Source organism: Maribacter huludaoensis (assembly GCF_029350945.1).
In the GTDB taxonomy this organism is placed as follows: domain Bacteria; phylum Bacteroidota; class Bacteroidia; order Flavobacteriales; family Flavobacteriaceae; genus Maribacter; species Maribacter huludaoensis.
The window spans coordinates 249146-263207 of the sequence record NZ_JARKMS010000001.1 but is presented as its reverse complement, the minus strand read 5'-3'; the positions used below and the strand labels follow the sequence as shown (position 1 = coordinate 263207).

At 30.7% G+C, this 14062-nt stretch carries 14 protein-coding genes; 13 read left to right on the top strand and 1 reads right to left on the bottom strand.

The genetic code is table 11. The features are described 5' to 3' along the window. The first annotated feature begins 126 nt into the window (after window positions 1–126). From rfbA to PXC01_RS01140, 8 genes are all read left to right on the top strand, one after another. Complete coding sequence (gene rfbA / locus PXC01_RS01175; protein ID WP_276470545.1) at window positions 127–993, top strand: glucose-1-phosphate thymidylyltransferase RfbA; 867 nt, start codon at window positions 127–129, stop codon at window positions 991–993. Then, window positions 994–1686: a GNAT family N-acetyltransferase gene (locus PXC01_RS01170; RefSeq protein ID WP_276470544.1), complete on the top strand. Its 693-nt coding sequence runs from the start codon at window positions 994–996 to the stop codon at window positions 1684–1686. Then, a complete protein-coding gene (gene rffA / locus PXC01_RS01165; RefSeq protein WP_276470543.1) occupies window positions 1683–2813 on the top strand; it encodes a dTDP-4-amino-4,6-dideoxygalactose transaminase in 1131 nt (376 codons plus the stop codon). The genes PXC01_RS01170 and rffA overlap by 4 nt, the downstream gene beginning before the upstream one ends. Then, a complete protein-coding gene (locus PXC01_RS01160; RefSeq protein WP_276470542.1) occupies window positions 2810–3949 on the top strand; it encodes a TDP-N-acetylfucosamine:lipid II N-acetylfucosaminyltransferase family protein in 1140 nt (379 codons plus the stop codon). The genes rffA and PXC01_RS01160 overlap by 4 nt, the downstream gene beginning before the upstream one ends. After that, window positions 3942–5216: an MOP flippase family protein gene (locus PXC01_RS01155; protein WP_276470541.1), complete on the top strand. Its 1275-nt coding sequence runs from the start codon at window positions 3942–3944 to the stop codon at window positions 5214–5216. Before PXC01_RS01160 ends, PXC01_RS01155 begins: the two co-directional genes overlap by 8 nt. A gap of 11 nt (window positions 5217–5227) precedes the next feature. After that, window positions 5228–6478, top strand: a complete 1251-nt coding sequence (locus tag PXC01_RS01150; RefSeq protein WP_276470540.1) for a DUF6369 family protein — start codon at window positions 5228–5230, stop codon at window positions 6476–6478. 198 nt (window positions 6479–6676) lie between these two features. After that, entirely contained in the window at window positions 6677–6874 is a 198-nt protein-coding gene (locus PXC01_RS01145; RefSeq protein WP_276470539.1) for a hypothetical protein, read from the top strand. Between the two features lie 165 nt (window positions 6875–7039). Further along, window positions 7040–7321 (top strand): hypothetical protein, encoded by a 282-nt coding sequence (locus tag PXC01_RS01140; RefSeq protein ID WP_276470538.1) that lies wholly within the window; start codon window positions 7040–7042, stop codon window positions 7319–7321. Between the two features lie 34 nt (window positions 7322–7355). Here PXC01_RS01140 and PXC01_RS01135 read toward each other — a convergent pair whose 3' ends face one another. Further along, a complete protein-coding gene (locus PXC01_RS01135; protein ID WP_276470537.1) occupies window positions 7356–8582 on the bottom strand; it encodes an O-antigen ligase family protein in 1227 nt (408 codons plus the stop codon). A gap of 57 nt (window positions 8583–8639) precedes the next feature. Here PXC01_RS01135 and PXC01_RS01130 point away from each other — a divergent pair, with 57 nt between their 5' ends. The 5 genes from PXC01_RS01130 to purD are packed head-to-tail and all read left to right on the top strand — an operon-like array spanning window position 8640 to window position 14027. Beyond that, complete coding sequence (locus PXC01_RS01130; RefSeq protein WP_276470536.1) at window positions 8640–9848, top strand: glycosyltransferase family 4 protein; 1209 nt, start codon at window positions 8640–8642, stop codon at window positions 9846–9848. Beyond that, window positions 9835–10539 carry a WecB/TagA/CpsF family glycosyltransferase gene (locus PXC01_RS01125; protein WP_276470535.1) on the top strand — a complete coding sequence of 235 codons (705 nt, stop codon included), beginning with the start codon at window positions 9835–9837 and terminating at the stop codon, window positions 10537–10539. Before PXC01_RS01130 ends, PXC01_RS01125 begins: the two co-directional genes overlap by 14 nt. A gap of 17 nt (window positions 10540–10556) precedes the next feature. Then, complete coding sequence (locus PXC01_RS01120; protein ID WP_276470534.1) at window positions 10557–11735, top strand: glycosyltransferase family 4 protein; 1179 nt, start codon at window positions 10557–10559, stop codon at window positions 11733–11735. After that, complete coding sequence (locus tag PXC01_RS01115) at window positions 11736–12713, top strand: UDP-glucuronic acid decarboxylase family protein (protein WP_276470533.1); 978 nt, start codon at window positions 11736–11738, stop codon at window positions 12711–12713. It begins immediately after the preceding gene. Window positions 12714–12755: 42 nt separating this feature from the next. After that, a complete protein-coding gene (gene purD / locus PXC01_RS01110) occupies window positions 12756–14027 on the top strand; it encodes a phosphoribosylamine--glycine ligase (protein ID WP_276470532.1) in 1272 nt (423 codons plus the stop codon). The last annotated feature ends 35 nt before the right edge of the window (window positions 14028–14062 follow it).

Sequence of the window (14062 nt, the reverse complement as noted above, 5' to 3'; positions counted from 1 at the left end):
TAGAGTACAGTAAAAATAATTTGTAGTTAGAGTTTATGAGTTCGGGAAAAACTAGAAGAAATTATATGCGCTAACTCTAATTGAAAAGGAGTTATAAATATAGAAAATTAAGGTTAAATCATATATATGAAAGGAATAATATTAGCAGGAGGATCAGGAACGCGGCTACATCCGTTGACAAAAGTTGTTTCCAAACAATTATTGCCAATTTATGATAAGCCTATGATTTATTACCCTTTATCAGTGCTAATGCTGTCTGGTATAAGAGAAATTTTAATTATTTCTACCCCAATGGATTTGCCAAACTTTAAACGATTGTTTGGAGACGGTTCTCAATTTGGAATAGAGATATCGTATGCAGAACAGCCATCACCAGATGGTTTAGCACAAGCCTTTATTATTGGGGAAGATTTTATCGGTAATGATGATGTTTGCTTGGTATTGGGAGACAATATTTTTTACGGAGCAGGCCTTCAAAAAATGCTTGCAGATTCTGTGAAAAAAGTAAAAGACGAGGAAAAAGCTATTGTTTTTGGGTATTATGTAGAAGATCCAGAACGCTATGGTGTCGCAGATTTTGATCAGGAAGGGAATGTTTTAAGTATTGAAGAAAAACCAGAAAATCCTAAATCGAATTTTGCCATAGTAGGTTTGTATTATTACCCGAATTCAATTGTAAATATTGCAAAAAAGACAAAACCTTCAGAAAGGGGTGAATTAGAAATAACTTCGGTAAATCAAGTATACCTAGAGCAAAATAAATTAAAAGTGCAAGTTATGAGCCGTGGTTTTGCATGGTTAGATACAGGCACACATGAAGCTTTGACAGAAGCTACAGAATTTGTTAAAGCTGTAGAGAAACGAACCAGCCTAAAAATAGCCTGCATAGAAGAGATTGCTTATCGCATGCGGTTTATATCAAGAACGGAACTTACAAAACTTGCTGAAAATTATAAAAAAAGTGGATATGGCAATTATCTTAAAAGGATATAAATGAGCATTAATAAGCTAGATTGGGACAGTAATTTTTTTGGATATACTATTGGAAGAGTTGATGTAGAAAATCCTAAAGCTTTTGATTTTCAAAAATTTACAAAGAATGCAAGTGCGTACAAGTTAGTTTATTTATTTGCAGATCAAAAAATAGAGTCTAGTAAAGTACAATTAGTCGATACTAAACTTACCTTTAGTAAAAAGTTGGAACATGCCAAACTTGATGAAAGTAATAAGGTGAGTATATTCGAAAAAGGTAAAGATGATTTTGAAAAAATAGAGAAACTTGCTTTACAAAGCGGAAAATATTCAAGGTTTAAAATAGATTCAAATTTTAAGAATAATGAATATGAGCTCTTATATAAGAAATGGATAAGAAATTCTATTTATGAAAACAAAGCATTAGAGGTTGCTATTTTTAAAGATAAAGAAGAAATTTTAGGTTTTTTAACTTTAGAAAAGAAAAGTGATTCTTTATGTGATATTGGTTTGGTTGCAGTTGATCAAAATGTGAGAGGAAAGAAAATAGGAACTAAATTAATTAATTTTGCCACATCGCAAGGTGTTAAAAAAGGGTTTAAAGATATTCAAGTGGTTACGCAACTAGAAAATCTGCCGGCTAAAAATCTATATGAAAAGTGTGGGTTTCAAATTAGTAAAACAGAATATATATACCATTATTGGAATTTATGATACCATTCAATAAACCATTTTTAGTAGGAAAGGAAATTCAATATATTGAAGAGTCTGTTAAATCTGGAAAGATTTCAGGCAATGGATATTTTACAAATAAATGTCAAAAATATTTTGAAGATAATTTTGGGTTTAAAAAAGCCTTACTGACCACATCTTGTACAGATGCTTTGGAAATGACGGCCATGTTAATGAATATTAAGCCCGGAGATGAAGTAATTGTACCTTCCTATACTTTTGTATCCTCTGCTTTGGCCTATACAAGACAGGGCGCTAAAATCATTTTTGCAGATAGTAGAAAAGATCACCCTGGAATAGATGAGAAATCTATAGAAAACCTTATTACCAATAAAACAAAAGCTATCGTAGTAGTTCATTACGCAGGTGTCGCTTGTGATATGGATATTATTATGGATATAGCCAATAAACATAACATTTTAGTTGTTGAAGATGCTGCTCAGGCTATAGATTCTTATTATAAGAATAAGCCTTTAGGTAGTATAGGGCATTTTGGAGCGTTCTCTTTTCATGAAACTAAAAATATTATTTCTGGCGAGGGTGGCTTATTAACCATAAACGATGAAAGGTTCATAGATAGAGCAGAAATTATTTGGGAAAAAGGGACAAATAGGTCTGCTTTTTTTAAAGGAGAAATAGATAAATATGGTTGGGTAGATACAGGCTCCTCTTTTTTACCATCAGAATTAATTGCAGCTTTTTTATATGCACAATTAGAGCATTTAGAAGAAATACAGAATAAGCGGAAACAGTTATGGAATACCTACTACGATGAACTGAAGCCACTAGAAGAACAAGGTCTTATAAGATTACCAATCCTTCCAAGTTTTGCGATTAATAATGCTCATATGTTTTATGTAACTACAAAGAATTTGGAGCAAAGAGATGACCTAATTTCGTTTTTAAAGTTAAATAAGATTCATGCGGTATTTCATTACTTATCATTACACGAAAGCCCTTTTCATTTAAAAAATAATAAAGGAGACATTCAAAACCTTCCTGAATCAGAAAGGTATACAAATTGCTTAATTCGTTTGCCTTTCTTCTACGAATTAGAAATTGAAAAATCAAGATATATAGCCTCTGTAATAAAAGAGTTTTATAAATGATTTTACATATAATAGACGATGAAAAGTTCTTAGTTTCAGCAATAACATTATTTGAGACAATCTATCCGGGAGAAAATGTTTTTTTAGTTGGTATTGATAAGAAGGGTTTTAACAATTATGAAGACCTTAAAGAATTAACCAAAATTATTTTTAAAAAAGTAAATACTGATGAATATATTCATGAATATTTAAATTTTACCAAAACGGCAAATTTGGTCTTATTTCATAATGTTTATAAGACCTATAAACTAAAACTATTAAATAAGTACAGTGTTGATGTTGAAACAGCATGGTTTTTTTGGGGCGCAGAGTTATATGGCTTAAATCCATTTTACAATGCGTTGTTACCTAAGACAAAAAAAGCGTATTTTAAAAGTCTTCCATTAAAAGTATATTTAAAAAAAGCAATTTTATCTAATATAAAAAAATATTATTATTGGGGAATTTTTAAAAAGATTTTAAAACAAAATAAGCTAAAATTTACGCTAACAAATATTGCAGAGGATATAGATTTATTAGAGCATTATGCAAACTGTAAAACAAAAAGAGGATGGTTTACATATTATACATTTAATCAAACATCTAATCTTCATATTAATAATGAGGCAAAAAGAGATGTTTTAATTGGTAATTCTAGTTCTGAAACCAATAATCATCTAGATGCTTTTCATCTAATTAAAGATAAAAACATTGCTGATAAGAAGATTTATATTCCGTTAAATTATGGTGATGAACGATATAAAGATTTAGTTGTCAAACAAGCGGCTACAATATTTAAAGAGCAGGCAAGACCAATAACTGAATTTTTATCAATAGAAGCTTACACTTCCATTATAAGGAGTTGCTCTGTTTTGATAATGAATCATAAAAGACAACAAGCATTTAATACTATAATGATGGCATTGGCCAATGGCTGTAAAGTATTTATGCGAGAAGAAAATACAATTTATAAAACGCTTAAAAGAGAAGGGTTTATAGTTTTTAGTATTGATAAAGATATAAATAATAAGAGCGCTTTTAAAGCATTAATGATAGAAGAGCAACATCATAATTTGAAACTTATAAAAGAAAATTATTCAAAAAATAATGTTTTAAGCCGTATTAAGGGCGAACTTGAAGAAATTTTGAATGAATGAAATTAAAAAGGGTGTTGTTTCTGGAATAAAATGGACAAGTTTAGGAACCATTATAATTGCCGTGGTTGCGATATTAAAACTATCTATTTTGGCACGCTTTTTAGATAAAGCAGATTTTGGATTAATGGCACTTGTAACCTTTGTTATGGGTTTTATGAATCTGTTCAATGACATGGGGTTAACTTCTGCAATTCTACACAAGCAAAACATTACAGATAAGCAGTACGCCAGTTTGTATTGGCTTAACATTGGGTTTAGTATAATTCTTTACATACTACTTTGCGGGTTAACACCTTTAGTATCTTTGTTTTATGAAGAATCTCAATTAAATATTTTAATTCCATTATTAGGCTTAAACCTTTTAATATCTGCTATAGGTAGAATATTTAAAACTATTGAGTCCAAACATTTAAAATTTAAAGCAATTACTATTTTTGAAATTATAGCAGCTGTTATATCGTTATGCTTCGCAATATATTTAGCGATAAATGATTACGGTGTATACACATTGGTATATTCGGCCTTGCTTCAATATAGTTTACAAAATTTGATGTATTTTATTTATGGGTTAAAAAAGTATGGATTACTTCTTCATTTTAATTACAAAGAAACTGAACCTTTTTTAAAAATTGGAATATACCAGGTTGGCGGTCAGGTCGTTAATTATTTCAACAGAGATTTAGATATTTTAATAATAGGTAAATTTTTTAGTCAAGATATTTTAGGTGGTTATAGTTTGGCTAAACAACTGGTATCTAGACCAGCACAAATTATAAACCCTATTTTATCAAAAGTAGCTTCACCGGCTTTAGCTAAATTTCAAAACAAAAAAGAGGAACTTAAAAAAAACTATTTACGCTTAGTGAGTATTGTTGCGAAAGTAAATATTCTTGTTTACTCTATAACTATTCTTGCAGCAAAGTACATAGTGCAAATTTTTTATGGAAACGATTTTGAATCACTAACATCTTTAGTACAAATTTTATCAATTTATATGATATTTAGGGCTATAGGTAATCCAATAGGGTCATTAATAGTTGCGACCGGAAAGACAAGTTTAGAATTCTATTGGAACTGTTTAACACTGCTTATATTACCAATTTTCATATATTCAGGTTCAAACCTTGGTATTAATGAGGTAGCTTGGGCATTAAGTATGGCAATGCTTCTATTATTCTACCCTAGTTGGAAGTTGTTAGTGCATAAAATGACAGGAGCTACTTTTAAAGAATATCTTTGGGCTATTGTAAAACCCGCCTTAAAATAGATGTTTCATTTATGATATCAACAATAGTTTTTTCGCTTCTGTTAATGCTGTATTTTGCTTTAGGGGGATTTTTCTGGAAAACTAGAAGTATCAAATATTTTATAATTCTTACTTTATTACTACCCCTAAGTTCTGTTTTCACTCAATTTCATACCAAGTTTCAAATAATTGTATACTACGGGTTTATTGCTGTTCCAACCTCCATGGCGGTATTTAACTACTATTATAAAAATAAAATCAGCAAAAATGCTATAACCGTTACGGTTGTTTTGCTTTGCTTTTTTTTATTCTATTTAACTCTTGGTTTCTTTTTTAACACAGCTGGTATTTCGGTTATAAATATTTTGAAAGATGCCAAGCCTATCGGTTTTTTAATTGTTGGTTTTATACTTCAAGATTTAGTAAAAAATAAACAAATAGATTGGGACGGAAAGTTTAGTAAAAAAGTGTTGATCTGGAACTGTATTGTAACAATTTTCTTCTTTCTTTTGGTGAGTAATACTAACCTTCTGTCAACTGCAACGGAAGACCCATTTTATCAAAAATCAGGAATGAGGTATGCTTCAGTAGGAATATTTTATGCATTATTTTATTTATTGGCCAAATTAGCTACTAATAAAAAAGTTACTTTATTAGAGTTCCTTTATATTTTTATACCAATTTTTATCTCAGGCAATAGAACGTTACTTTTAGTTATTTTTCTGTGTTTTATAATTAACACATTTTTATCATTGTCTAACCCAGTTTCATTTATTAAAAAAGCGCTTGTTTTAGTGCTTGGGCTATTTGGTTTAGTTGTAGGAACATTAAGCTTAAACGAAACCCTTAGGGCTCGTGTAGTATCACTTTTAGATATTGAATTATTGTTAACTGAGCTCGCAGAAAAGCGATTCTCACCTTTCTTTATAAAACTTGCTGATTTTTCTTGGTACAACTATCTTGTTGGAAAAGGTATTGGTGAAACGTTTTTTATTCCCTGGTTTGCATACCGACCCAATATTGATAATTTTAATATTTATATGGATAATATATATTTAACATTGTATGTCAAATACGGATTTGGATTAATTTTACTATTTATTTGCCTTTTTTATTTTATTAATAAAACCAGGACAAACAAACGATTCAAAATCTTAGTGATTACTTATTTTCTTTTAATAGGGCTCACTACTTCGTATATGTATCAAAGTAGTTTTTTGTTTTTGCTTATTCTTCTATTAGGGTTTAAGACAACACATAAAGATGAACTTTTAAGTACTTAACACTTTTTAATTCATATTTTAACTATCAAAAAAATTATGTCACTATAAACATCTAGCTCTTTGTTTTTATCCAACTAAATTTCTATTTATATTATTAGTTCTCACAGGTTTTGGGTTTGTTAATGCTGAATATAGTAAAGCTGAGAAACAATAATTACTATAGTTGAGAAGTTTAAGGTAACAAATTACCTTTTTATTATGATTAAGAAAAAAAGAGTATTTCAGTTATTTGTGATTTTAACAGGTATATTTTTAACCAGTTGTAGCAAAGATGATGTCATAAAATATAACGATGAATACCAGGGTGGAATCGTTTTTTATGTCTTTCAAGAAGGAGATGTTGGTTATATTCCAGGAGAAACGCATGGGTTAATTGTGTCTTTTGAAGATTTATAAACTAGCAAAGGAGAATCAGAAGTATCGTGGGGTTGTTGTAGTGAGCAAGATGAAAATAATTGCCTAGAAATTTCAGAAGTACAAGCATGGGGTGGATTAGGCTTTGGTAAAGCTGACACAGAAGCAATACTTAATGCTTGTGATGAAATAGATATTGCTGCAAGATTGTGTGATGAATACAGTATAGAGTATAACGGCGTTGTTTATGATGATTGGTACCTGCCAAGTTTTAGTGAGGTATCTTATATGGATGCAGATAGTGATTATATTGACCAAAATGCCATTTATTGGTCTTCTAGTCAAGATGGTTCAGATTTCGCTACTGCAGCTTATGCTTATAGTGATAGTTGCGGGGGTGATCATCCTGAAAAAGCATGTTGGCATATGAGATATACTGGTGAGTATAAGTATTCAAAATATAAAGTTAAGGCAGTTCGTAGTTTTTAGCCTATCAATATTTTTTAGGAAATCTTTAAAATTGTTATGTAATCGCTATTGGTTTATTTCTACCCTTTAGTTCTAATAGCATAATCATAAATGCAATAAAAACGATACCGTTGTGACGATTCCAAAGGCATTCTGTAAAACTAAGTATTGCTACTACCAGTATAAATTGTAAGCCAATGGAGTTTTTTGTTATTATAAATAGTTTTGTATAATAAAACAAAAGGTATATAAAAACTGAAAGACCTAAAATGCCCAAGCCCACATAATATTGTATGTATTGGTTGTGGCTATTATACTTTAGTGTTAAAGGTGTTTTTAAGCCCGCCTTTTCATATTGTTCATTAAGTGATGTTTGTACGTCACCAATACCATTTCCTAACAATATATTTTGATTAGCATTAATTGCTGCAGTCCATAATTTTATTTTATGGTTAGAGTCATTTACGGTATAACCGGTATAGTACGTAAAGCCTAATAAATGTTGAAATCTATATTTAGTAACTCCAATATTCATAATCAAGATAAAGGCAAGGAAATGAAACAAAACTAGTAAGGATAATCCTTTTATTATTTTTTTCTGCTTAATAATATATTGTACAAGGTTAAATAATGTAACCAAGTATAAAATTACAATTGCCATTCTTGATGACAGTTGTACTATAAAAAGGGAGAAATAAATAAATATTAAAAGTAATAGTAGCTTTTGAAAATTCGAGACCGTTTTTTCTTTTATAAAATGTAACACAAAAATAATTGCAGTTAATATGTACAAGGCATAATAAGTGGGATGGAGATTTATAGTGTTTGCCAGTGCTTTGTATGAGTAATTTAAATTAAAGAAATGTTTATAAGAAGTTTCATTGTTCTCAACAAATGCTAGCATAACTTGGCTATGAGAAAACAAAGTTGCCACTAAGACAACCAAAATGTACATAATGCCGATACTTATTAAGGTAGTTCGTTTTCCGGCTAGTGATGAAAATATCAATAACGCAGCTGGTATAATTAGCAAGCCTTCTATTTCCTTAATTCCATTTTTTTGTTCTGAAGTGTATAATAAACTAATGATATTCCATCCAAAAAATAGTAGCAGAGGGTAATGTAGTTTAATTGTGTGAACTAAGTTCTCTTTAGTAAGGTTAAATAGTAAAATAACACCTATACCAATTAAAACTTTGCTATTGATATCGTTATCAAATAAAATTAAAGACGCAAAAAACAATAAGTATAAAATATTTTCTTTTGTGGCGTTCTTAAACATTGGCAACCTTTTTAAAGCATTAAAAATACTGTACTTTTGAGGATAATATCATTTTAGATGAAAATTTTACATATTCTGTATCAGTCCTTACCGCAGATTTCGGGTTCAAGTATACGTAGTAGAGATATTTTAATGTCACAAAAAGAAATTGGTCTTGATGTAATTGCTGTAACATCACCTTTTCAGAACGGTACAGATAAGGTAGAATTTATAGATGGTATTACTTATATCAGAACATCTATTCACAATGAAAACACCATATCAGATAGTCCTAAAGGGTTACTCAAAAGAATTTCTCGTTTCTTTAAAATTATACCTTTTTCTATTAAATTAAAAAGACTAATAATTTCTGAAAAGCCTGAAATTCTGCATGCTCATGCAATGTTTTTTTGTGGTTTACCGGCCATATATTACGGTTGGAAGTTTAAGAAGCCTGTAGTTTATGAGGTAAGATCTTTGTGGATGCTTAGTAAAGCTAATTTAAAAAAGAATAGGTTAAAGATTCTTGTTGAAAAATTACTATTTCAAATAGAATTGTTTGTAATGAAAAAGGTTTCTGTAGTTATTGCAATTAATGACAACCTTAAGGAAGAATTAGTGCTCAATGGTATTTCAAGAGATAAAATTAAGGTAATAAAAAATGCAGTTAACGTTACTTTAATTGATCGATTAAAGTCAAATAATATAATTGTCAATACTCAAAACAGAAAGAATTTTGGGTACATTGGTACATTAACACCCCATGAGGGAATTGATTTTTTGATTGAAGCTTTTAAAAAGGTACATTCTGCTTATCCTGAAACTAAACTATTAATTTACGGTTCAGGAATTGAAAGTAGTTCAATAAAAAAATTAGCAAGCGAAGTAAAAGGGGTTACATTTTTCGGATCTATAGACCCAAATGAAGTTAATCAAGCTTTTTCTTCGATAGATATTATTGTTAATCCAAGATATAAGAACAAACTAACAGATTCGGTAACGCCATTAAAACCTTTAGAAGCCATGGCTTATGAAAAACTTGTTATAGGTAGTGACGTAGGAGGAATCAAAGAATTGATATCTCATAATGAAAATGGATTTTTATTTAAGGCAGGTGACAAAAAATCTTTGGTTGAAACAATGATAAATGTTGTAAAATTAGGCGACAAGCAAAAAGAGCTTTTTAAATCAAAAGGGCTTAATTATGTTAATACTGAGAAAAGTTGGATAACAAATGCAATTAAATACCAAAACATCTATAACTCTTTACTAAGTGCAAGAAATTAAATGTCAAGTAATAAATAGCAAAAGAATTCATGCCTTTAAGTCTAAGGAAGAATTTTTGGGTTACATCACTAATCAAAATCGAATATTAATAGCGCTCAATGCAGAGAAACTGATTAAAAACGATGAAGAATTAAATGCTATTATAAATGAAAATATTGGTTACCCAGACGGTGTGGGTGCGGTTTTAGCATTGAAAAGAAAAGGAATTCAAAGTATAAAAATCGCCGGTGCTGAATTTTGGTTAGATATTATTGAAAATTTTTCAGAGTCAAAATCTTTTTATTTGATAGGTGCAAGTGAAGAGGTTATTCAAAAGACGATAAAAAAATTAAAAAAGGATTACAGAAATATTAATATCGTAGGGTTTAGAAATGGTTATCTTAAACCTGGTGATGATAGGGTTTTATTAAATGAATTCCATAAAAAAAAACCGGACGTTATTTTCATTGCCATGGGTAGTCCAAAGCAAGAATTTTTAATGCGTGATTTTCTTAAAGAATATAATGCATTATATATGGGTCTTGGAGGAAGTTTTGATGTATATTCAGGTGTAAAAAAGAGAGCTCCTAAAATTTTTATTAATTTAGGATTGGAGTGGTTGTATAGACTTTTAAAAGAACCTACAAGATTTTCAAGACAAACTAGCTTAGTAAAGTTTTTTTTTAAAATTCTATTTGATAAAAAGTATTAATAATTAAAAACTAAAATTTGTATTTTTTAGAAACTGCATCTGCCATTTTCATAGGGTCTTTTCTTTTGACCTATCTAACGATTCCTAAAATTATTCGAATTGTAGAGTACAAAAGATTAATGGATGATCCAAATATACGTAGCTCACATAATGCTAAAACGCCAACTTTGGGTGGAGTCTCCTTTTTTTATACTATAATCTTCGTTTTATTTTTTATTCACGGACGAGATACATTAAATGAGGCAATTTATATTATACCGGGTTTAACCATTTTGTTTATGATTGGTTTAAAGGATGATTTAATCGTAATATCTCCTGGGGCTAAATTAATTGCTCAGGTTTTTGCGGTAGCTTTTATCTTAGTTAATCCAAGTTTTACTATTCATTCGTTCAATGGATTTTTAAACATATTTGAAATTCCGTATTATTTATATCTTGCTATAGCAGGCTTTATAATGATTACTATTATTAATTCTTACAATTTAATTGACGGTATAGACGGGCTTGCATCTATTGTCGGTATTGTAATTTTAATGATATTCACAACTATCTTTTATACAACAGGAGAGCATTTTTTTGCATTGTTAAGTATTTCGTTGAATGCATGTCTTTTAGCATTTTTTGGATTTAATATTTCTTCAGAAAGAAAAATTTTTATGGGTGACACCGGGTCGCTTATTGTTGGTTATATTATTAGTATTCTAACATTAAAATTTTTAGCATTAACACCCGATGCATATGTTGGATTACCATTTTTATTGGAAAATGCACCGCTTATTGCAATAAGTATTCTAATAGTACCATTATTTGATACTGCAAGAGTTTTTACCATAAGAATAGCGAATAAAAAGGGTCCATTTTCACCAGATAGAAACCATACGCATCATGTTTTAATAGATTTTTGGGGTTTAAGTCATAAGCAGGCTAGTTTTATCATTGGTTGCTTTAACTTAGTTTTTGTTGTGTTATTTATAGTTTTAGGTAGTAAGGCCGAGAATTTGGGGATGGTGATTTTTTTGATATCCGTTATTATAATTTTGGGGTATGTGTTTTTTAAGTATAATTATAATTTCACAACCTTAAAACAAAAGATTTTATTGAAAAGAAAAGTAGGTAAGATTAAATCTAGTATTGAAAAACCTAAAAAAAACAGATTAAAGGTTTCAAGAGATAAAGAGGAATTAGATTCTAAGTAAATGAAAAAAATACTAATTACAGGTGCTGCGGGCTTTTTAGGCTCTCACCTATGCGATCGTTTTATCGCTGAAGGCTTTCATGTTATAGGAATGGACAATCTTATTACAGGAGATTTAAAGAATATTGCCCATCTTTTTCCATTAGAACATTTTGAGTTTCATCATCACGATGTTTCAACATTTGTTCATTTAGAAGGGAAACTTGATTATATTCTTCACTTTGCATCACCTGCAAGTCCAATAGATTATTTGAAGATTCCGATTGAAACTCTAAAAGTAGGTTCTCTGGGGACATTAAACTTACTTGGGCTCGCTAAAGAGAAAGACGCTAGAATTTTGGTGGCATCGACTTCCGAAGTTTATGGAGACCCTTTAGTTCATCCACAAAACGAGGAGTATTATGGTAATGTTAGCCCAATAGGACCACGTGGAGTTTATGATGAAGCAAAACGCTTCATGGAGGCCATTACAATGGCTTATCATAGACATCATGGACTAGATACTCGTATTGTTCGCATATTTAATACCTATGGGTCTAGAATGCGTTTAAACGATGGTAGAGTGGTTCCAGCATTTATGGGTCAAGCGTTACGTGGAGAAGATTTAACGGTTTTTGGAGATGGTTCTCAAAGTCGTTCATTTTGCTATATCGATGACCAAGTAGAAGGAATATACCGATTATTATTTAGTGATTATACAGATCCCATTAACATTGGAAATCCCCACGAAACCACTATTAAAGAATTTGCAGAAGAGATTATTGCATTAACGGGAACGAAGCAAAAAGTAATTTATAAACCGCTTCCTCAAGATGATCCTACCCAACGTCAGCCTGATATTACAAAAGCGAAAGAAATTTTAGGTTGGGAGCCAAAGGTTCATAGAGCAGAGGGTTTAAAAATCGTATACGATTATTTCAAATCCTTGTCTCCAGAGGACTTACAAAAGAAAGAGCATAGAGATTTCTCTACAAAATAATTTATATAAAGGGCAAACATTACGTTTGCAAAAATTGAAATAATGAACATTTTAATTCTAGGATCTGGAGGTCGCGAGCATACTTTTGCTTGGAAATTGGCTCAAAGTAAAAAAATATCTCAACTGTTTGTTGCACCGGGAAATGCCGGTACGGAAGAAATCGCAACTAATGTACCAATTGGTGTAAATGATTTTGAAGCCATTAAAACATTGGTTCTAAAGGAGAATATTGAACTGGTCATGGTAGGACCAGAAGATCCTTTGGTTAATGGAATTCATGATTTCTTTTTGCAAGATGCTGAGCTGAAAAATGTATCAGTTATAGGTCCGGAGAAATTAGCAGCAACACTAGAAGGCAGTAAAGAATTTGCTAAGGAATTTATGATGCGCCATCAAATTCCTACCGCTCAGTATAAAAGTTTCACATCTGAAACTGTGGAGGAAGGCTTCAAGTTTTTGGAAGAACTGAACCCTCCGTTTGTTTTAAAAGCCGATGGTTTGGCTGCCGGTAAGGGTGTGGTTATATTAAATGACCTTAATGATGCCAAAATTGAACTTAAATCAATGTTGGTAGATAAAAAGTTCGGTACGGCTAGTTCCACCGTTGTTATTGAAGAATTTTTAGACGGTATTGAACTAAGTGTTTTTGTATTGACCGATGGTGATAGCTATAAAGTACTACCAACGGCTAAAGACTACAAAAGAATTGGAGAAGGGGATACCGGACTCAATACTGGCGGAATGGGCGCTATTTCACCCGTACCTTTTGCTGATAAAGCTTTTATGGACAAAATAGAACAGAGAATTGTAAAACCTACGGTAGAAGGGCTTAAAAAGGACAATATGCCTTATAAGGGTTTTATTTTTATCGGGCTTATTAAGGTTGGTGATGATCCAAAGGTCATTGAGTATAATGTTAGAATGGGTGATCCTGAGACTGAAGTTGTTTTACCACGTATTCAAAATGATATGGTAGAATTACTGCAAGCTGTAGCTAGTCAAAAATTATCTGAAATGGAATTAAAATTAGATGATAGAACTGCTACCACCGTAATGACCGTTTCTGGTGGTTATCCTGGGTCTTATGAAAAAGGAAAAGAAATCACTGGTATAGATGCAATTGATGAATCTTTAGTTTTTCACGCAGGTACAACGCTTAAAGATGGTAAAGTGGTTACTAACGGAGGTAGGGTAATGGCAATTACTTCTTTTGGAGATAACTTTAAAACGGCGTTATCTAAATCGTATGAAAATGTAGAAAAACTTTCCTTTGAAGGAATGAACTATAGAAAAGACCTTGGTTTCGATCTTTAGACGTTAATCATTTATCGGTTTTTAATTTAGAAACC

Bases quoted from the DNA above. Each gene is read 5' to 3' on its own strand.
- PXC01_RS01115 (WP_276470533.1), top strand. From the start codon at position 11,736: ATGAAAAAAATACTAATTACAGGTGCTGCGGGCTTTTTAGGCTCTCAC.
- PXC01_RS01160 (WP_276470542.1), top strand. From the start codon at position 2,810: ATGATTTTACATATAATAGACGATGAAAAGTTCTTAGTTTCAGCAATA.
- rffA (WP_276470543.1), top strand. From the start codon at position 1,683: ATGATACCATTCAATAAACCATTTTTAGTAGGAAAGGAAATTCAATAT.
- PXC01_RS01150 (WP_276470540.1), top strand. From the start codon at position 5,228: ATGATATCAACAATAGTTTTTTCGCTTCTGTTAATGCTGTATTTTGCT.
- PXC01_RS01170 (WP_276470544.1), top strand. From the start codon at position 994: ATGAGCATTAATAAGCTAGATTGGGACAGTAATTTTTTTGGATATACT.
- purD (WP_276470532.1), top strand. From the start codon at position 12,756: ATGAACATTTTAATTCTAGGATCTGGAGGTCGCGAGCATACTTTTGCT.
- PXC01_RS01155 (WP_276470541.1), top strand. From the start codon at position 3,942: ATGAATGAAATTAAAAAGGGTGTTGTTTCTGGAATAAAATGGACAAGT.
- PXC01_RS01145 (WP_276470539.1), top strand. From the start codon at position 6,677: ATGATTAAGAAAAAAAGAGTATTTCAGTTATTTGTGATTTTAACAGGT.
- PXC01_RS01130 (WP_276470536.1), top strand. From the start codon at position 8,640: ATGAAAATTTTACATATTCTGTATCAGTCCTTACCGCAGATTTCGGGT.
- PXC01_RS01135 (WP_276470537.1), bottom strand. From the start codon at position 8,582: ATGTTTAAGAACGCCACAAAAGAAAATATTTTATACTTATTGTTTTTT.
- rfbA (WP_276470545.1), top strand. From the start codon at position 127: ATGAAAGGAATAATATTAGCAGGAGGATCAGGAACGCGGCTACATCCG.